Consider the following 19,183-nt stretch of genomic DNA (forward strand, 5'->3'; position numbering starts at 1 on the left):
GCTCTGTGCCTCCGTGTTTCATTATGAATAAAAAAAGCCCCACATCCAAAGATGTAGGGCTTAAATCTAAAGTCTATTATCTAACAGTCTATTCATCTACTTATACTCATCCCAATGCTTAATGCTTATTTGGTCGATTCCAATTTTACAGAAAGCATAAATAAAGGCACTTGCCAGGCGAGCGTTGGTAATCAACGGAATGTTAAAGTCAATGGCGTCACGACGAATCGAGTAACCATTCTTCAACTCATCCTTGCTCAGGTTCTTTGGAATGTTAATCACAAAGTCAATTTTCTTATCGCGGATGTATTCCACTGTGTTTGGCGACTTGTTTTCACTTGGCCAGTGCAGCAAAGTTGTTTCCACATTGTTTTCTGCAAAGAATTTATGTGTTCCACCTGTTGCAAATAAGTTGTAGCCACGCTCCTTAAGCATGCGAGCACTTTGCAGTAATTCCAGTTTCGAACGTGCAGGCCCTGATGATATCAAAATGTTCTTCTCAGGTATTTTGTAACCCACTGCCAACATCGATTGCAGGATGGCGTCGTAATAGTTATCGCCAATACAACCTACCTCACCAGTTGACGACATGTCAACACCCAATACAGGATCGGCCTTGGCTAAACGAGCAAATGAGAACTGAGGAGCTTTAATACCTACGTAGTCTAATTCAAACGAGCTCTTGGTCAGTTTTTCAACTGGCAAACCAAGCATGGCACGGGTGGCCAGGTCAATTAAGTTTACCTTCAGTACTTTCGATACGAATGGGAAACTACGCGAAGCACGCAGGTTACACTCAATCACTTTTATATCGTTGTCCTTGGCCAGCAGCTGCATGTTAAACGGACCGGTGATGTTCAATCCTTTAGCAATTTCGCGAGCGATGCGTTTCACACGACGAATGGTCTCTACATATAGTTTTTGTGGAGGGAATACGATGGTGGCATCGCCTGAGTGTACGCCGGCAAACTCAACGTGCTCACTAATAGCATAGCCAACAACCTCACCATTATTGGCAACAGCATCCACTTCAATTTCCTTGGCTTGTTCAATAAACTCCGATACAACAACAGGGAATTCTTTCGATACGTTAGCAGCCAGTGTTAAGAAGTGCTCCAGCTCGTCTTTGTTCGATACCACATTCATGGCAGCACCTGATAATACGTACGATGGGCGAACTAATACGGGGAAACCTACTTCATCAACAAAGGTAAAGATGTCGTCAATGGAGGTTAACTCACTCCAACGAGGCTGGTCAACTTCCAAATCATCTAACAGGCTTGAGAATTTCTGACGGTTCTCAGCACGGTCAATGTCTTCAGGCGAAGTACCTAGTATTGGTACTTCCTGACGGTGTAGCTTCATGGCCAGGTTATTCGGAATCTGACCACCAACCGAAACAATCACACCTTTAGGTGTTTCCAGGTCGATGATGTCGAGAACACGTTCTTGTGTTAGCTCATCAAAGTACAAGCGATCACACATGTCGTAATCGGTGCTTACCGTTTCGGGGTTATAGTTGATCATTACCGAACGATAATCCTTGGTAGCATTAATGGTGTTGAGTGCATTTACACTACACCAGTCAAACTCAACTGATGAACCAATACGGTAGGCTCCTGAACCTAATACAATAACTGATTTGCCATCTTGAGTATAATCGATGTCGTGTGTGGCACCGCTATAGGTCAGGTACAGGTAATTGATTTGTGCCGGAAATTCTCCTGCCATGGTATCAATCTGCTTCACTACCGGAAGAATATTATTGGCCTTACGGAAGTCGCGCACAGCCAATAGACCTTCTTCCATGTTGGTCGACTTCATAACTAAACGTGCCACCTGAAAATCGGAGAATCCCATTTTCTTGGCATCCAGAAGTGCGTCTTCGGGTAGTTTATCTAATCCATCGTGCTTACCAAGTAAATTGGCATGGTCCGATATGTTCTTTAGTTTTTCAAGAAACCACTTATCAATGCGAGTCATTTCATGAATCTCATCCACCGTAGCACCCTCTTCCAATGCCTGAGCAATGGCAAATACGCGTTGGTCGGTAGGTTCTTCCAGCTCCTTTTTCACATCTTTGGCAAATGGTTGGTTGCCTACAAAGCCATGCATGCCTTGTCCTACCATTCGTAAGCCCTTTTGTATGGCTTCTTCAAAATTACGCCCGATGGACATAATTTCACCAACAGACTTCATGCTAGAGCCGATCTCTTTTGATACACCGGTAAACTTGCCTAAATCCCAACGCGGTATTTTACAAACAATGTAATCCAATGCTGGCTCAAAAAAGGCAGTGGTTGTTTTGGTAACAGAGTTTTTCAGTTCGTGAAGACTGTAGCCAAGACCTAATTTTGCAGCGATAAAAGCGAGTGGATAACCGGTTGCTTTTGATGCTAATGCCGAAGAACGTGACAGACGAGCATTCACCTCAATCACACGGTAATCTTCTGAGTAAGGATCTAAGGCGTATTGTACGTTACACTCACCCACAATACCGATGTCGCGAATAATTTTAATGGCTAATTCGCGCAGTTTATGATATTCGGCATTAGATAGTGTTTGCGATGGAGCTACTACGATTGACTCACCGGTATGAATACCTAGCGGGTCGAAGTTTTCCATGTTACAAACGGTGATACAGTTGTTATAAGCATCGCGTACCACTTCGTACTCAACCTCTTTCCATCCTTTTAACGATTCTTCAACCAAAATTTGATTGGAATAGGAAAAGGCATTTTCAGCTCGCTCAATCAACTCTTCTGTAGAGTGGCAAAAGCCTGAACCCATTCCTCCAAGTGTGTAGGCGGCACGAACAATGATTGGAAAGCCAATTTTTTTAGAGGCCTCAACAGCACCTTCTACTGATGTTACTGCAATGCTGACTGGTGTTTTAACGTCAATTTTTCGAAGCTGATTGGCAAAAATCTCACGATCTTCGGTGTTGATGATGGCTTGAACTGGTGTTCCTAATACTTCAACATTGTACTTTTCTAAAGTTCCTGCTTGGTATAAAGCCGTACCGCAGTTAAGAGCCGTTTGGCCACCAAATGCCAAAAGAATACCTTCGGGGCTTTCTTTCTTAAGTACCTCTTCTACAAAGTAAGGTGTTACCGGCAGATAGTAAATCTTGTCGGCAATGCCTTCTGATGTTTGAACAGTGGCAATGTTCGGATTGATTAGTACTGTCTCAATTCCTTCCTCCTTAAGAGCTTTGAGTGCTTGCGATCCTGAATAATCAAACTCACCTGCTTCTCCAATTTTAAGGGCTCCCGACCCCAGAACTACAACCTTTTTGACGTTCTTCTTCATCTTTGTATATATTATTATCGTTTCTTCTATATATAACTTCTGTTGTTTCCCTCAGTAAGTTCGATACATAAATACCTATTATCAAATAATGAGCTGTATTTAGTTTGTGCTATTTGGTCTTTTTTGTTTTATAATTATGCATTTATTTCTGCTAAACTGACAAATATTAGCTCCTGTATCCTAAAATATTCTCATTTTTATGCATGATAATGCTGTATATGCATTGCTGCATATGTGCCTGGTTTATCGGTAAAAAATAGAATGGGAATAGAGGGTAATAGCCCTTGTGAAGCGTAGTCAGAGAAGTTTATGTACAGACCAAAGTTAGTCACTCGTTAACTGCTGTTTTATGCGTTTTTTAAAATATTGTCATGCAAAAATACATATTTTTTACAAAAAACAACTTTGAAATTAATAATTATTGAATAAATTTGCAAAGCGAATGTATAAATATGCATTCACAAAAGAAGAAGAACCAAATGAAAATTAAAGCACAACGTTTAATCGCCATTAAACAAATCATCAGTTCGCGAAAAGTAAGTTCGCAGGAAGAGCTGGTTGTTTTGTTGGAAGTAGAAGGGTATAAAATTACGCAGGCAACACTGTCGCGTGATTTAAAATATTTGAAAGTGGCAAAAGTGCCAGATGCTGAAACGGGATATAAGTATGTTGTTCCCGATACAGCACAAAACCAGGATGAGCCAATTAAGCAGGAAGAGTTTCCGGTTAGTGGAGTTGAGTCTATTGAGTTTTCCGGTCATTTGGCCATTATGAAAACGAGACCGGGGTTTGCCAATGGTATTGCTTCTGTAATAGATAGCCATGGCCCTTATGAGATACTCGGAACTATTGCGGGCGATGATACGATATTACTCATCAGTCGTGAGGGAGTTTCGAAATCGGATGTGATCAATGCTCTATCGCTGTTTATGCCTGGCTTAAAGGAAAAGACGTTATAAATTTTAGGCTGTAATTAAATGAATGAGTTCAACATATTTGTCGCAACAAAAGAGCATCTGCCGTATGTAGATGTGGTTCTTAATGCAATAGCCGATGCGGCTAAGGTGAGAGGGACTGGTATTGCTAAGCGAAGTCCTGAGTATCTTCAAAAGAAAATAGAAGAGGGTAAGGCTGTTTTGGCTTTACAGGGAGAGGTGTTTGCGGGTTTCTGTTACATCGAAACCTGGGGTCACGACAAATTTGTAGCTAACTCGGGTTTAATTGTGGTTGATCAGTTTCGCGGACATGGTTTGGCGAAATTAATTAAAACAAAGGCTTTTGAGTTGTCAAGGGAGCGTTTTCCTAATGCGAAAATTTTTGGCTTAACCACCGGTTTAGCGGTGATGAAAATTAATTCAGATCTGGGGTATCGGCCTGTTACATTTTCTGAATTAACAAATGATGAACAGTTTTGGAAAGGCTGTCAGAGTTGTGTCAACTACGATATTTTGGTGCGAACAGAGCGCAAACACTGTTTGTGTACTGGTATGTTGTTCGATCCTGCGCGCCAGAATCATTCCATTAACAATAAAAAGTCAAGCAATGTTTTGTCCCGTATCAAAAAAGCAGTCAGTAAAAAGGATAGTAAAATCGGACGAACTTTAAAGGCAATAACGGCCCTGTTTTAAGTAGTATAGATAAATATATAATGATGAAGGAAAAGGTAGTTTTAGCGTACAGCGGTGGATTAGATACTTCGTTTTGTGTGAAGTATTTGGCTGAGGAAAAGGATCTGGAGATTTATTCAGCCATAGCCAATACTGGTGGGTTTAGTGGCGATGAGCTAAACGATATTGAAACAAAAGCTTATGAGTTAGGTGTTGCTAAGCACGCAACGCTTGATGTTACTGCACGCTATTACCGACGCTGTATCCGTTATATGATATATGGTAATGTACTTAAAAATAATACTTACCCACTTTCAGTAAGTTCCGAAAGAATATTTCAAGCATTGGCCATCGTTGAATATGCGCGTTCTATTGGTGCTAAATATATTGCTCATGGAAGTACCGGTGCGGGTAACGATCAAATTCGTTTTGACTTAACGTTTCAGGTATTAGCACCCGAAATACAGGTGATTGCACCTATTCGTGATTTGAAATTATCGCGTGAGGCTGAAATCGATTACCTGAAAGAACGTGGTGTTGTGCGCGACTGGAGCAAAATGGAGTACTCTATTAATAAAGGGTTATGGGGAACGAGCGTTGGAGGTAAAGAAACCTTGACATCGAATCTAACCTTGCCCGAATCGGCTTATCCAAGTCAATTGCAGAAAGAGGGAGAGGAAACCTTGGAGTTGGGCTTTGAAAAAGGTGAGCTATCAACTGTTAATGGGGAAAAGTATGCCGATCCAATTGAGGCTATTAAAGTAATTGAAGGGCTTGGTGCTGCATATGCCATCGGTCGTGATATGCATGTTGGCGATACCATTATTGGTATAAAAGGACGTGTCGGCTTTGAGGCTGCCGCACCATTGTTAATCATTAATGCACACCGTGTGTTAGAGAAGCATGTATTAACCAAATGGCAAATGCACTGGAAAGAGCAGTTGGCGAATTGGTATGGTATGTTCTTGCACGAGTCGCAGTACCTGGAGCCTGTTATGCGTGATATTGAAAAGTTCCTGGAGAGTTCGCAATGCAATGTAACGGGTAAAGTTATTCTCACGCTTAAACCTTATCGTTTTGATGTGGTGGGCATTGAATCGGACCATGATTTAATGAGTAGTGCTTTTGGTGAGTATGGTGAGATGAATAAGGCCTGGACTGCTAGTGATGTGGAAGGATTTACAACCATAATGGCAACACCAATGAAAATATTTAATGCCGTTAATAAAGGGCAGTTAGATCTAAAAGATAGCGATGATTAAAGTTGGTGTTGTAGGTGCTGCTGGCTATACAGCAGGTGAACTAATTCGTATTCTTTTAAATCATTCGCAAGCTGAAATTGCTTTTGTACAAAGCAACAGTCAAGTTGGTAAATCGGTGGCTGATGTGCATACTGATTTAGTTGGGGAGACGGATCTGATTTTTAACGTGGAAGTAGATTATACTGTTGATGTGCTGTTTTTGTGCATGGGGCATGGTCGATCGCGAAGTTTTGTGGAGCAATTGCCGAGTGATTACAAGGGTAAAATCATTGACCTGAGTCACGATTACCGATTGAAAAAGTCAGCCGATGGTTTTGTATATGGTTTACCAGAACTCAATCGCGAAGAAATTAAAAGTGCTGATAAAATAGCTAATCCTGGATGTTTTGCAACCGCTATTCAATTGGCTTTGCTGCCAATGGCTTCAGCCAAGGCTTTAAGTGAGGTGCATATTCATGCAGTAACGGGCTCAACGGGTGCGGGGCAGGCTTGCTCTTCAACTACTCATTTTAGTTGGCGAAATAATAACGCCTCGGTTTATAAATCCTTTGAGCATCAGCATTTGGGAGAGATTGGTGAGTCCTTAGTGCAGTTGCAGCCCAATTTTTCGGAGGATGTCAACTTTGTTCCCATGCGAGGGAATTATCCGAGAGGAATTTTGGCATCGCTTTACTTTGAAAGTAGCCTGTCAGAAGGGGAGGCAAAGGAGCTCTTTAATGAATATTATAAAGAGCATGCATTTGTTTTTGTGGTGGATAAAAATCCAGATGTGAAGCAGGTAGTTAATACCAATAAAGCATTGGTATGTGTTGCTAAACATGGATCTAAAATGCATATAGTCAGTGTGATTGATAATCTCCTTAAGGGAGCATCTGGTCAGGCTGTGCAAAATATGAATCTTTTATTTGGTTTGGATGAAGCAGAAGGTCTTCGCTTAAAGCCTGTGGCATTTTAAGTCGGTTAAAGAATCGATGGCGACAGGTGATTTGGTTTAAATTTTAGGTGTTCATTCTTCTTTGTATGAAGACCAACTGCTTTGAGCGCCCGGGATTTTTCCCGGGGGCTTCATCCTAAAAAATATTTTCATTTTATAATTATCAATTACTGGAGGCAATAACTATGGAGTTATTTGACGTATATTCTCTTTTTGATATTACACCGGTTAAGGCGCAGGATTGCCACGTTTGGGACGATAAGGGTAATAAATACCTGGATCTGTATGGTGGGCATGCCGTTATTTCGGTTGGGCATAGTCATCCTCATTATGTCGATCGTATAAGTTCGCAATTAAATAAGATAGGCTTCTATAGTAACTCTGTACAAAACCCTATGCAGCAAGAGTTGGTGAAAAAATTGGGTGCTTTAAGTGGTATGGACGACTATCAGTTATTCTTATGCAATTCGGGAGCCGAGGCGAATGAAAATGCTCTGAAGGTAGCTTCATTTCATACTGGTCGAAAGAAAATAGTGGCTTTTGAAAGAGGGTTTCATGGCCGTACGTCTGGCGCTGTGGCAATAACGGATAATGCAAAAATAATTGCTCCTTTTAATGCTGCTCACGAAGTGGAGATAGTGCCATGGTGTGATATTGTGGCCCTCGAAAAGGCTTTGAAGAACAATGATGTTGCAGCTGTTATTATTGAAGGTATTCAAGGTATAGGAGGTATTCATATTCCATCGCCCGATTTTTTGGAGGAACTACAGGGTGTGTGTAAAAAACATGGTACCCTTTTGATTTTAGATGAAATACAATCAGGCTACGGTCGTAGTGGGCGCTTCTTTGCTTTTCAATATGCCAACATTCAACCCGATATGGTAACCATGGCCAAAGGCATGGGTAATGGCTTTCCGGTTGGTGGAGTTTTAATATCGCCACAAATTAAAGCAGAGAAGGGGATGTTGGGATCAACCTTTGGCGGGAGTTACCTGGCATGTGCTGCTTCTTTGGCTGTGTTGGAAATAATGGAGGCCGAAAGCTTAATTGATAAGGTCAATAAAAGTGGAAAATACTTTTTAAAAACACTATCTAACTTCAAGGAAATTAAGGAGGTAAGGGGTGTTGGGTTGATGTTGGCCATAGATTTTTTTGAAAAAATTGCACCAATAAGGACGAAGTTATTAACGAAAAATTATACTTTTACAGGTGTTTCCGGCACATATACAATGAGGTTATTACCTCCAATGACTCTCAAAAAGAGCCATATAGACTGTTTTTCAGATAGTTTAGAGGCTAGTTTTGATAGTGGATAATACTTGATAAAATGGTTAAATCGTACTGGAACGAAGAGTGGAAAGAAGTTGAGTTTGAAAAAGGCGCATTAAAAAAGCGTTATGCTATTTCAAACTATGGAAGAATAATCAGTTTCATCGACAAGATTGAAGATGGTGATTATATTAGAGGGGGCAAATTAAGGGGATATCCTACATTACCCTTAAGACCGTTTGGAAAATCAAAAACACTTTACGTACATAAGTTAGTGGCCGAGCTTTTTTTACAAAAGACTTCGGAGGAACAGCAATATGTCATCCACGTCGACTACAATAAGTCCAATAATTACATCGAAAATTTGCAATGGGCCGATAAGGATGAGATGTTTGCACATCAGCAAAATAATCCATCTGTATTGGAGGCTCGGGAAAAACAAAAGGGACGAAAAACACAACAAGGTCATAAGTTATCTGCCACTCAGGTAATGCGTTTAAAGATGAAAATCAATGACCCGAATCGTAAAACAAGGCTGAAGTTAATAGCACGTGAATTTGGTATTAGCGAAATGCAACTTTATCGAATTAAATCGGGGGAAAATTGGGCGCATGTTGAGGTAGAGCTACCGACAGAAGAGGGTAAGTAGGCTTTCTGTCGTATTTTTGGCTGTTTTTGTGTAAATTTATAAGTCTAAATTTGTTTTTTCTTATAGGTTGACGCAAGTGCAATCCCAAAAATAGTCGCATGAAAGTTAAAAAAATAGCCATTATTGGTGGCGGTAATTTAGGTACGGCAATTGCCAGAGGTTTATTGTCGCAGGAGTTATTTAAGCCATCAGAAATTTATATTACCAGACGACGTACAAAATTGCTGAGTGAATTTGCTCAGCAAGGTGTACTGGTAAGCAATGATAATATTGAGGCAGCTAAAGATGCTAACATTATCATGTTGGGCGTTAAGCCTTATCAATTAGACGATATCCTCAATGAAATAGCACCTGTTCTATCGGCTGATACCATCATGGTCTCATTAGCCACAGGTGTCTCTTCTGAGCAAATACAAAAAGCCTGTCAGCATTCCTTGTCTATCTTTAGGGCTATGCCCAATACGGCAGTTGAAATTGGTGAGTCAATGACCTGTATCTCCTCACTAAATGCTTCGCAGGAACAAGAAGAGGATATCTTAAAACTGTTCACATCCATGGGGCAGGCTATTATCATTCCAGAAGAATTAATGGCCGCTTCAACCGTATTGGCGGCATGTGGTATTGCCTACGCCATGCGTTTTATTCGTGCAGCTACACAGGGAGGTATAGAAATTGGTTTTGGCTCTAAACTTGCTTTGCAAATTGCGGCTCAAACCGTAAAAGGCGCTGCCGATTTATTGATTCAAAAGGAAACCCATCCTGAAGATGAAATTGATAAGGTAACAACGCCTCGCGGAGTTACCATATCTGGCCTTAATGAAATGGAGCATCAAGGCTTTAGTTCTTCCTTGATAAAGGGCCTGCTAACTTCGTTCAATAAAATTGAAAACGGTAAATAGTTAGTATGTACGATAAGGTCTGTATAAAAATTGGCTCCAACGTGTTGGTTAGTCCCAATGGCGGTCTTAATAAAAGCCGAATCAATGAGTTGGTAACGCAAATTGCCCGATTGCATCAGCAGGGAATCAAAATCATTTTGGTTTCATCAGGTGCGGTTGCTGCTGCACGCGACTCTGTTACTGTTGATAAGAAAACAGATCGGGTTTCGCAAAGACAGCTGCTTTCGTCGGTAGGGCAAGTTAAGTTAATGAATTTATATGCCCAGCTATTTGATTTGCACGATATGCAAATAGCTCAGGTCTTAGTTACAAAACAGGATTTTAGTTCGCGCGAGCACTATTTAAATATGAAAAATTGTGTGAGTGCCTTATGGGATCAAAATGTTTTACCAATAGTTAACGAAAATGATGCGGTATCGGTAACGGCCCTCATGTTTACCGATAACGATGAGCTAAGTGGCATGATGTCTTCGATGATGGGTTGTAAAGGGCTCATTATCCTATCCAATGTTGATGGTATTTATAATGGTCATCCACAGGAGGCGGGAGCAGAGGTAATCCCATTTATTGAAGCAGAAGAGAAAGGATTAGAGCAATACATTACTACTTCCAAGTCTGATTTTGGACGGGGAGGCATGCTTACCAAGTGCCGAGTAGCACAAAAATCAGCCATGTCGGGTGTGCATGTTCATGTGGCGAATGGCCAGGTGGATGGGGTGCTTATTCGACTGATGAATGATTCCAAAACGGTAAACCATACTCATTTTGTTGCCGGGCAAGGGTATCCGGCAGTTAAGCAGTGGATCGCCTACTCCGAGGGGTTTGCAAAGGCCGAAATAGTGATCAATGCAGGAGCTTTTTCTGCACTTTGTTCAACTAAGGCCGTAAGTTTGTTATTGGCGGGCGTGGTAAAAATAGAGAGTGATTTTGAAAAGGGTGATCTCATAAAAATAATGAACGAGCAAGAGCAGGTGATTGGTATTGGTCGGGCTTCTTACGGTAAAAGTAAGGCTGAAAAGCATTGGCACGATGAAAAGTATAAACCCCTGGTGCATTACGATTATTTATATGTTTTCCCTGAATTTTTAAGTTAAAACAGTCAATCCATGTATCAATCTTATTTCGAAAAGGTAAAGAATTCTTCACGTTTGATGACGCGCTTGAGTGCGGATAAAACGACTGAAATTCTAATGGACATCAGTAAGAAACTGAGGTCGTCTCAGGCAATTATTATGACTGCTAATAAAGATGATTTGGATCGTATGGACCCGAATAACCCGCGCTTTGATCGTTTGAAATTATCGGAAGAACGGATAGCATCCATTGCATCAGATGTTGAAAGTGTTGCTCAGCTGCCTTGCCCTGTGGGGGAGTTGTTGGAGAGTAAGATACTTGCGAATGGATTGAGTCTGGAGAAGAAAAGAGTTGCTTTAGGTGTTGTTGGTGTCATTTACGAAGCGAGACCGAATGTAACAATTGATGTGTTTGCACTTTGTTTGCGATCGGGTAATGTATGTGTTTTAAAAGGCGGTGCCGATGCTGAGAATTCCAATGTTATATTGGTGGATATTATCCGACAGGTCCTAACTAATCATGGAGTCGACCCTGAAATTATTCAATTGTTACCACCCGACCGAAAGGCTTCAGAAGAGTTAATGAATGCTGTGGGGTACGTTGATGTGTTAATACCGCGTGGTTCGCAGGGTTTGATTGATGCTGTGAGGAGTAACGCTAAAATTCCTGTGATAGAAACAGGAGCTGGTATTGTGCATACCTACTTCCATCAATCAGGTGATTTGGATTTGGGACAGTTGATTATTTTAAATGCTAAAACCCGACGAGTGAGTGTTTGTAATGCCTTGGATTGTTTAGTTCTGGATCAAGTGCGATTAGGTGATTTGCCCGTATTGATTCATCCAATGGCAAAAGAGGGAGTAGAGGTGTTTGCCGATGACTTGGCTTATCAGCAATTAAAAGGTTTATACCCTGATAACTTATTGCATTTGGCTTCTGACGCTGACTTTGGAACCGAATTTTTGTCCCTTAAATTATCGATTAAAACAGTTGCTAATATGGATGCGGCACTTGATCATATTTATCGTTTTAGTTCGAAACATAGTGAGGCTATTATTGCTGAAGATGAGGATGTGATAGAGCGCTACTTAAATGAGGTGGATGCGGCGGCAGTGTATGTTAATGCCAGCACTGCCTTTACCGATGGTGCTCAATTTGGTTTGGGTGCTGAAATCGGAATTAGTACACAAAAGCTTCATGCTCGTGGGCCAATGGGGCTACGTGAGCTAACATCTTATAAGTGGATAGTGAAAGGAAATGGTCAGGTGAGATCATAATAAAGGGTAAGATTATTGGGCAGGAAGCGAGTTGTGAGTATGGCTTCTCACCCAGAGTGTGAGCAATTTTGGCGAGTTTCTTATGGTGAATGAAAGCAAATTTTAATGACATGAAGAGATATTTAAAAGTTAGCGATATAGGCGATTTAAATTTAGCCTTGCAAGAAGCGCTTGAGGTAAAGAAGAATCCTTATGCATGGGATGCCATCGGTAAGAATAAAACCATTATTCTTCTGTTCTTTAATTCGAGCTTGCGAACGCGCCTGAGCACGCAAAAAGCAGCTATGAATTTAGGCATGAATGTAATCGTGTTAGATATCAACAAAGATGGATGGCAGTTGGAGACTGAATTTGGTGTGGTGATGGATGGCGATAAGCCTGAGCATTTGCGTGAGGCTGTGCCAGTAATTGGCCGATATTGCGATATTATTGCCGTGCGCTCATTCGCTACTTTTGAGAATAAAGAAGATGATTACCAGGAAAAAATATTAAGTCAGTTTATTGAATTTGCAGGGGTGCCTGTAATTAGTATGGAGTCGGCAACAAGACATCCGCTTCAGGCTTTTGCCGACCTCGTAACGATAGAGGAAAAGAAAACTAAAAAGAAACCCAAAGTTGTACTAACATGGGCGCCACATCCAAAAGCGCTTCCACAGGCTGTTCCTAACTCTTTTGTTGAGTGGATGAAAGAAGCAGATGTTGATTTGGTGGTAACTCATCCCAAGGGCTATGAATTAGCTCCAGAGTTTTCTGATGGAGTAACGATTGAATATGATCAAAATAAGGCATTTGAGGGTGCTGATTTTGTTTACGCTAAAAACTGGGCCTCTTATCACGAATATGGTCAGGTACTCAGTAAAGATAAAAGCTGGACGGTTGATGAGGCAAAAATGGCTTTGACCAATCAGGCTAAATTTATGCATTGCCTGCCCGTGCGACGGAACATGATAGTGACGGATGAGGTCATTGATAGTGAAAACAGTATTGTTATTGATCAGGCGGCTAATAGGGTTGTATCTGCGCAAGTTGTAATTAAGCGAATGATTGAATATTTAAATAAATAATATGCACGATAGGTTAACGATCGTTAAAGTAGGTGGTAAAGTGGTTGAGGAACCCGATTCATTGAGTGCTTTTTTAAAAGGTTTTTCAGGCATTGCGGGTCAGAAAATCTTGATTCACGGTGGTGGACGCTCGGCAACCAGCATAGCCGAAAAGTTGGGCATTGAAACCAAGATGGTGGATGGTAGGCGCATCACAGATCAAGATATGCTTGATGTTGCAGTGATGGTTTATGGTGGTTTGGTTAATAAAAATATTGTTGCCCAGCTGCAGGCTTTAAACAAGCAAGCAATTGGCCTTACAGGTGCCGATCTTGATTTGGTAAGAGCTGTTAAACGACCTGTTAAAGAAGTTGATTATGGTTATGTTGGCGACGTAACAGGCGTTAATATTGACAATGTTGAGGAGATGATAAAAAACGAGGTAATACCAGTTGTTGCACCTCTTACGCACGATGGAAAGGGCCAGATGCTCAACACCAACGCTGATACGATGGCGGCGGAGCTTGCCAAAGCTTTTTCTTTCGTTTTTCGTGTTTCATTAGTCTATTGTTTTGAGAAGAAAGGTGTTTTGGCTGATCCACAGGATAACCAATCGGTTATTGCCAATTTAACACCCGAATTGTTTGATGAATACAAAGAGAGTAGTGTGATTAGTGATGGTATGATACCAAAATTAGATAACGGGTTTGATGCTTTAAAGCGGGGAGTGTCGGAGGTTTTTATAACCAATGTTGATGGTGTTAATAATGGTTTTTCCTCGGGTACTTTATTATCAAATAGCTAGAGATTGGGTGTGTTTTGACTCTGCCCTTGACGTAATGAGAAATGAATAATGACAAAACAAGAAAAATATACTTTAGAAGCCATTGAGCTACTAAAGCAAATGATAGAAATACAGTCCTTTAGTAAGGAGGAAGATGAGGTTGTAGATCTAATGCAGAACTATCTTTTAAGTAAAGAACTGGATGTACAACGGCAGGGCAATAACCTATGGGTTTATGCTGCTCAGCGCAACGATGCAAAGCCTACAATCTTATTAAACTCGCATCTCGATACGGTTCGTCCTTCGGATAAATGGAAGTATAATCCTTTTGCGGCAACATTAGAGGGAGATAAATTAACAGGGTTGGGCAGTAATGATGCTGGTGGCCCTTTGGTAGCTTTAATGGCTGCTTTTTTATGTCTTAAAGATGAGGAATTGCCGTATAATTTGGTTTTTGCTGCCACGGCGGAGGAAGAAATTTCAGGTGCCAGTGGAGTGGCTTCTGTCTTGGATGAAATTGGCACTATCGATTTGGGTATTGTCGGCGAACCCACGCAAATGCAAATGGCTGTTGCCGAAAAAGGTTTGATGGTTTTGGATTGCGAAGCGCACGGTAAAACGGGGCATGCTGCACGTGATGAGGGTGATAATGCGTTGTACAAAGCCATGGGTGATATTGAGTGGTTTAAGAACTACCAGTTCGATAAGGTGTCGCCGCATCTTGGACCAGTAAAAATGACGGTAACACAAGTGGAAGCAGGGAGTCAGCATAATGTTGTACCCGATTCTTGTCGCTTTGTTGTTGATGTGCGCTTAAATGAGTGCTACAGTAATACGGAACTACATCAAATAATCGAACAGTATGTAAAATGTGATGTAAAGCCCCGTTCATTTCGTTTAAATAGTTCGTACATCTCAATGGAACATCCCTTTGTTTTAAAAGGTATTGAACTGGGATTAACGGCTTATGGCTCTCCAACAACGTCCGATCAGGCCGTAATGAATTTTACGACCATTAAAATGGGATGTGGAGATTCTGCTCGTTCTCATACTCCCGATGAGTATATATACCTCTCCGAGATTAAAGAAGGCGTAGGGATTTACTTGAATATTCTTAAGGGTTTGATATTAATCACGTCCTAAACGTTTTTTATTAATAGCTCGAAACGTCTTGTTATGAACCGGCCTCAGCCAGTGAGCCAAAAAACAGGGTTAACATGACGGTTAAGAATTGTTTTTCTGTTTAAGCAGTTTGAGGAACGAAAAGTGTGAGTTTAAAACAATTTCAGTCATGAATCCTAGTTTTTTGAGTGAGGTGGGTGCAGCCGGCGGATTTTTTGCTTACTTTTTTGACTGTAGAAAAAAGTAAGAGCCATCACGGCTTGAGTGAAAAATAATTAGGATAACATTAGTTTGATATTATGATTTATAATTATTTCAGCAAAAAGTCCAGTTTGGGCGGATAGCCCAATGGCAATAATTAATTAGGACAACTTTGATGATTATTTATAAAAATTCAAAATACTGACAAATATCATATAAATATGCATAAATGGCATAATTATAAATAAAAAGTAAATATATTTGCCAATTCGAAAGGGTGAGGTTTTTTAAAGTATCAAATAGTAACTCGCGAAATTGGCTTTATACAATATTAACGTCAAAAATGTAAGTTGATGAAACGAACATGATTAATTAAATCATTAACAAACAGGATAATGATTGAATTAATTATGAGAGTTCCATGTGACCATTTTTTAAAATAGATACACATGAAGCTATGGGATAAAGGAACCTCAGTAGATAAACGAATTGAAGAGTTTACGGTCGGACGAGATCGAGAGTTGGATGTTTTGTTGGCTCCGTTTGACGTGTTAGGTACAATGGCGCACATAACAATGCTGCAAAGTGTTGACTTGCTTAGCAAGGATGAGTTGGAGAGTTTGTTAGTAGTGCTTAAGAAATTGTACAAACAGGCTGTGGAGGGTGAAGTACAAATTGAAGAGGGGATTGAAGATATTCATTCGCAGGTGGAATTAATGTTGACCAGAGAGTTGGGCGATGTTGGTAAAAAAGTTCATAGCGGACGCTCTCGTAATGATCAGGTGCTTCTCGATTTAAAGTTATACACCCGTCATCAAATAGAGACGCTGGTTAATGCCGTGGATAAGTTGTTTGTGGTATTACAGCAGAAGAGTGAAGAACATAAAGATGTTTTGATTCCAGGTTATACACACTTGCAAGTGGCCATGCCATCCTCTTTTGGAGTTTGGTTTGGAGCTTTTGCTGAGAGTTTATCTGATGATTTATTGATGTTGCAAGCTGCTTGGCGTACGGCTAACCAAAACCCATTAGGCACAGCTGCGGGTTATGGTTCATCATTTCCATTAAACCGAACAATGACAACCGAGTTGTTAGGTTTTGAGGATTTGAACTACAACGTAGGATATGCGCAAATGGCGCGTGGTAAAATGGAACGAACGGTTGCTTATGCAATGGCATCGGTAGCACAAACAATTGGTAAGCTGGCAGTCGATGGTTGCTTGTTTACTAGTCAGAATTTTGGATTTTTAAAGTTGCCCGATGCCTTAACCACTGGGTCGAGCATAATGCCACACAAAAAAAATCCGGATGTATTTGAATTGTTGAGGGCTCATTGTAATAAAATACAGGCTTTACCTGAGTCGATTGGTGCCATTATTACCAATCTGCCAACAGGATATTTTCGCGATTTGCAATTAATCAAGGAAGTGTTTATGCCGGCTTTTGATGAGTTGATTGATTGTATTGAAATTGCTGCCTATGCCATCGAAAACATTGAGGTGAAGACCAATGTGATGCAAGATGAGAAGTATAAGTTGGCTTTTAGTGTTGAAGAGGTTAATAAGTTGGTGTTGAGTGGTGTTCCTTTTCGCGATGCCTATAAGCAGGTAGGAATGGCCATTGAAGCTGGCTCTTTTGAAACAGATGGTCAGGTTAAGCATACGCACGAAGGCTCAATTGGTAATTTGTGCAACGATAAAATTGAATTGAAGAAGAATAAAATTATACAAGAATTTGGCTTTGATACTGTATCCAATGCAGTTCAAAACCTTTTAAAATAGAATTTATGGCAATATTTGAGAAATTAGCGAACGATGCCGTGGCGTCAAGTGATATAGAAAAATCGTTGTTTGACGAGTATAGTGTTAAACGAGGATTGCGTAATGCTGATTTCTCAGGTGTGCTTGTTGGTTTAACAACTATTGGCGATGTTGAGGGCTACGATAAGGTTGATGGTAAGCTGGTGCCAAAAGATGGTAAGCTATTTTACCGAGGTGTTGAGCTAAAGGATCTAGCAAAAGGTTTCCAGTCCAAAGGACGTCATGGTTTCGACGAAACGGCCTACCTGCTTTTGTCTGGTAATCTACCTAATAAAGAAGAGTTGGAAGAGTTTTCTGGCAAACTGGCCGAAGAGCGCCATTTGCCTCCATTCTTTTCTAAAAATATGATTTTGTCTCTTCGTGGACGAGATGTTATGAATATGTTAGCTCGCTCGGTACTGGGTTTATACACAGCCGACGAAGATGCTGAAGATTTATCGCCGGAAAACCTGATAAAACAGTCCATTAGCTTAATTGCTAAGTTTCCGGTTATCGTGGCCTATTCTTATTTTGGTATGCGTCATTCGTATCAAAAAAAATCATTAGTCATACGTCATCCTCAACCAGGATTGAGCACAGCTGAAAATTTCCTTTACATGCTTAAGGGCGATAATTATTCAAAGTTAGAAGCCGACTTACTGGATTTATCTTTGGTGATACATGCTGAGCACGGAGGGGGTAATAACTCATCGTTTACTACGCGTGTTGTTAGTTCTGCTCAAACCGATACCTATTCGGCTATTGCAGCTGCATTGGGTTCACTAAAGGGAGGTTTGCATGGCGGTGCCAACCTAAAGGTAATGGATATGATGGAAAACATTAAAACCAATGTATCTAACTGGCGCGATGAAAACGAAATCAAAGCCTACCTGCAAAAGATACTGCAGAAAAAAGCCTTCGATAACACCGGGAAAATTTATGGTATCGGACATGCTATTTATACCAATTCCGATCCGCGTGCCGTATTGTTAAAAGAGAAAGCTGAAGCATTGGCCATTGAAAAGCAGCGATTGGATGAATTTCATTTGTATGCTGCCATTGAACGCTTGGCACCTCAGGTGTTTTATGAGTTTAAAGGAGCTAATGCCAAAGTTATTTGTGCCAATGTCGATTTCTATAGTGGCTTTGTTTATGAGTGTCTACAAATTCCAAAAGAAATATATACACCTATTTTTGCCGTATCGCGCATTGCAGGCTGGTGTGCACATCGTATCGAAGAGGTGACTTTCTCGAGTCGTCGAATCATTCGACCTGCATATAAAAATGTATCAGAAAGAATAGATTATCTTGAATTGAACGATAGATAAAAACGATTTTGTTGATTGGGTATGAGGGACCGTTGCATGGGGGAGATTTGCATGGTCCCTCATTTTTGTTTTTGATGGTGCTTGGCGCTGCATGTAGTTGGAGTAAAGTGTATAGAGAATCCATTTAAGAGTCAATCTTTGATAAATTAAAATGAACACACGCACTGCGTAGTGACATTATCCCAAATGAATAACAAAATGTTTGATAAAGCATTTTGCTTATATCATGGGTTAATGCCATAACAGAATCACAGATTGTTTTTTTATCAATCGTTTTGATTCGATCGGTATTATCCTTCACTTTTGACCATCCTTCTTGCCCCACTCGAAATGCAATTTCGGCAGTGCGGTGGCCTGTTCCATTGGCGGGCATGCGAAGGCGTGAATAATGATTAATTTAATTGAACATCAAAGGGGCTTGACCTACTTTGATTGTGAAAGTAATTTATCATTAGAGCGGGAGGTAGCATCAATGGGACTAGTGTTTTGTTTCTTTTGGGCGATGCAAAAGAAAGGAAAACCATCTCACACAACAGGGTATTTCATTGCTTCCTTTCGTTACAAATTTTTATTAATCCACAGGAATATCCTATGACCCTTAAAGTTCGCTGGAGTTAGGTGTA

At 40.6% G+C, this 19,183-nt stretch carries 15 protein-coding genes; 14 read left to right on the top strand and 1 reads right to left on the bottom strand.

What is annotated here, in order from left to right:
- Positions 1 to 96: 96 nt before the first annotated feature.
- Complete coding sequence (gene carB / locus FNN09_RS02460; RefSeq protein ID WP_143299888.1) at positions 97 to 3,312, bottom strand: carbamoyl-phosphate synthase (glutamine-hydrolyzing) large subunit; 3,216 nt, start codon at positions 3,310 to 3,312, stop codon at positions 97 to 99.
- 479 nt (positions 3,313 to 3,791) lie between these two features.
- Here carB and argR point away from each other — a divergent pair, with 479 nt between their 5' ends.
- From argR to FNN09_RS02530, 14 genes are all read left to right on the top strand, one after another.
- Positions 3,792 to 4,271, top strand: coding sequence for an arginine repressor (argR, locus tag FNN09_RS02465; RefSeq protein ID WP_143299889.1), 480 nt, complete (start codon positions 3,792 to 3,794; stop codon positions 4,269 to 4,271).
- An 18-nt stretch (positions 4,272 to 4,289) separates the two neighbouring features.
- Positions 4,290 to 4,940 (top strand): GNAT family N-acetyltransferase, encoded by a 651-nt coding sequence (locus FNN09_RS02470; protein WP_143299890.1) that lies wholly within the window; start codon positions 4,290 to 4,292, stop codon positions 4,938 to 4,940.
- A gap of 23 nt (positions 4,941 to 4,963) precedes the next feature.
- Positions 4,964 to 6,181, top strand: a complete 1,218-nt coding sequence (locus FNN09_RS02475; protein ID WP_143299989.1) for an argininosuccinate synthase — start codon at positions 4,964 to 4,966, stop codon at positions 6,179 to 6,181.
- The gene (argC, locus tag FNN09_RS02480) at positions 6,174 to 7,136 is read left to right on the top strand and encodes an N-acetyl-gamma-glutamyl-phosphate reductase (RefSeq protein ID WP_143299891.1); all 963 of its coding nucleotides are present in this window, start codon (positions 6,174 to 6,176) and stop codon (positions 7,134 to 7,136) included. The genes FNN09_RS02475 and argC overlap by 8 nt, the downstream gene beginning before the upstream one ends.
- Positions 7,137 to 7,300: 164 nt before the next feature.
- Entirely contained in the window at positions 7,301 to 8,431 is a 1,131-nt protein-coding gene (locus FNN09_RS02485; protein ID WP_143299892.1) for an aspartate aminotransferase family protein, read from the top strand.
- Between the two features lie 11 nt (positions 8,432 to 8,442).
- On the top strand, positions 8,443 to 9,033 hold the full coding sequence (locus tag FNN09_RS02490) for an NUMOD4 domain-containing protein (protein ID WP_143299893.1): 591 nt from the start codon (positions 8,443 to 8,445) through the stop codon (positions 9,031 to 9,033).
- Positions 9,034 to 9,131: 98 nt separating this feature from the next.
- Positions 9,132 to 9,932 carry a pyrroline-5-carboxylate reductase gene (gene proC, locus FNN09_RS02495; RefSeq protein WP_143299894.1) on the top strand — a complete coding sequence of 267 codons (801 nt, stop codon included), beginning with the start codon at positions 9,132 to 9,134 and terminating at the stop codon, positions 9,930 to 9,932.
- Positions 9,933 to 9,937: 5 nt separating this feature from the next.
- Positions 9,938 to 11,026, top strand: a complete 1,089-nt coding sequence (gene proB / locus FNN09_RS02500) for a glutamate 5-kinase (RefSeq protein ID WP_143299895.1) — start codon at positions 9,938 to 9,940, stop codon at positions 11,024 to 11,026.
- A gap of 12 nt (positions 11,027 to 11,038) precedes the next feature.
- Complete coding sequence (locus FNN09_RS02505) at positions 11,039 to 12,283, top strand: glutamate-5-semialdehyde dehydrogenase (RefSeq protein ID WP_143299896.1); 1,245 nt, start codon at positions 11,039 to 11,041, stop codon at positions 12,281 to 12,283.
- A gap of 110 nt (positions 12,284 to 12,393) precedes the next feature.
- On the top strand, positions 12,394 to 13,347 hold the full coding sequence (locus FNN09_RS02510; protein ID WP_143299897.1) for an N-acetylornithine carbamoyltransferase: 954 nt from the start codon (positions 12,394 to 12,396) through the stop codon (positions 13,345 to 13,347).
- A gap of 1 nt (position 13,348) precedes the next feature.
- Positions 13,349 to 14,131, top strand: coding sequence for an acetylglutamate kinase (gene argB / locus FNN09_RS02515; protein ID WP_143299898.1), 783 nt, complete (start codon positions 13,349 to 13,351; stop codon positions 14,129 to 14,131).
- 48 nt (positions 14,132 to 14,179) lie between these two features.
- Positions 14,180 to 15,253 (top strand): M20 family metallo-hydrolase, encoded by a 1,074-nt coding sequence (locus FNN09_RS02520; RefSeq protein WP_143299899.1) that lies wholly within the window; start codon positions 14,180 to 14,182, stop codon positions 15,251 to 15,253.
- A gap of 629 nt (positions 15,254 to 15,882) precedes the next feature.
- Positions 15,883 to 17,214: an argininosuccinate lyase gene (argH, locus tag FNN09_RS02525; RefSeq protein ID WP_221932404.1), complete on the top strand. Its 1,332-nt coding sequence runs from the start codon at positions 15,883 to 15,885 to the stop codon at positions 17,212 to 17,214.
- A 5-nt stretch (positions 17,215 to 17,219) separates the two neighbouring features.
- Positions 17,220 to 18,560 carry a citrate/2-methylcitrate synthase gene (locus tag FNN09_RS02530; protein WP_143299901.1) on the top strand — a complete coding sequence of 447 codons (1,341 nt, stop codon included), beginning with the start codon at positions 17,220 to 17,222 and terminating at the stop codon, positions 18,558 to 18,560.
- Positions 18,561 to 19,183 lie beyond the last annotated feature (623 nt).

The sequence above is a fragment of the Carboxylicivirga sp. M1479 genome (genome assembly GCF_007097485.1).
Classification (GTDB): domain Bacteria; phylum Bacteroidota; class Bacteroidia; order Bacteroidales; family Marinilabiliaceae; genus Carboxylicivirga.

Excerpts from the sequence above, each read along its gene's own strand:
- carB (WP_143299888.1), bottom strand. The coding sequence starts at position 3,312 with ATGAAGAAGAACGTCAAAAAGGTTGTAGTTCTGGGGTCGGGAGCCCTT.
- argR (WP_143299889.1), top strand. The coding sequence starts at position 3,792 with ATGAAAATTAAAGCACAACGTTTAATCGCCATTAAACAAATCATCAGT.
- FNN09_RS02470 (WP_143299890.1), top strand. The coding sequence starts at position 4,290 with ATGAATGAGTTCAACATATTTGTCGCAACAAAAGAGCATCTGCCGTAT.
- FNN09_RS02475 (WP_143299989.1), top strand. The coding sequence starts at position 4,964 with ATGAAGGAAAAGGTAGTTTTAGCGTACAGCGGTGGATTAGATACTTCG.
- argC (WP_143299891.1), top strand. The coding sequence starts at position 6,174 with ATGATTAAAGTTGGTGTTGTAGGTGCTGCTGGCTATACAGCAGGTGAA.
- FNN09_RS02485 (WP_143299892.1), top strand. The coding sequence starts at position 7,301 with ATGGAGTTATTTGACGTATATTCTCTTTTTGATATTACACCGGTTAAG.
- FNN09_RS02490 (WP_143299893.1), top strand. The coding sequence starts at position 8,443 with ATGGTTAAATCGTACTGGAACGAAGAGTGGAAAGAAGTTGAGTTTGAA.
- proC (WP_143299894.1), top strand. The coding sequence starts at position 9,132 with ATGAAAGTTAAAAAAATAGCCATTATTGGTGGCGGTAATTTAGGTACG.
- proB (WP_143299895.1), top strand. The coding sequence starts at position 9,938 with ATGTACGATAAGGTCTGTATAAAAATTGGCTCCAACGTGTTGGTTAGT.
- FNN09_RS02505 (WP_143299896.1), top strand. The coding sequence starts at position 11,039 with ATGTATCAATCTTATTTCGAAAAGGTAAAGAATTCTTCACGTTTGATG.
- FNN09_RS02510 (WP_143299897.1), top strand. The coding sequence starts at position 12,394 with ATGAAGAGATATTTAAAAGTTAGCGATATAGGCGATTTAAATTTAGCC.
- argB (WP_143299898.1), top strand. The coding sequence starts at position 13,349 with ATGCACGATAGGTTAACGATCGTTAAAGTAGGTGGTAAAGTGGTTGAG.
- FNN09_RS02520 (WP_143299899.1), top strand. The coding sequence starts at position 14,180 with ATGACAAAACAAGAAAAATATACTTTAGAAGCCATTGAGCTACTAAAG.
- argH (WP_221932404.1), top strand. The coding sequence starts at position 15,883 with ATGAAGCTATGGGATAAAGGAACCTCAGTAGATAAACGAATTGAAGAG.
- FNN09_RS02530 (WP_143299901.1), top strand. The coding sequence starts at position 17,220 with ATGGCAATATTTGAGAAATTAGCGAACGATGCCGTGGCGTCAAGTGAT.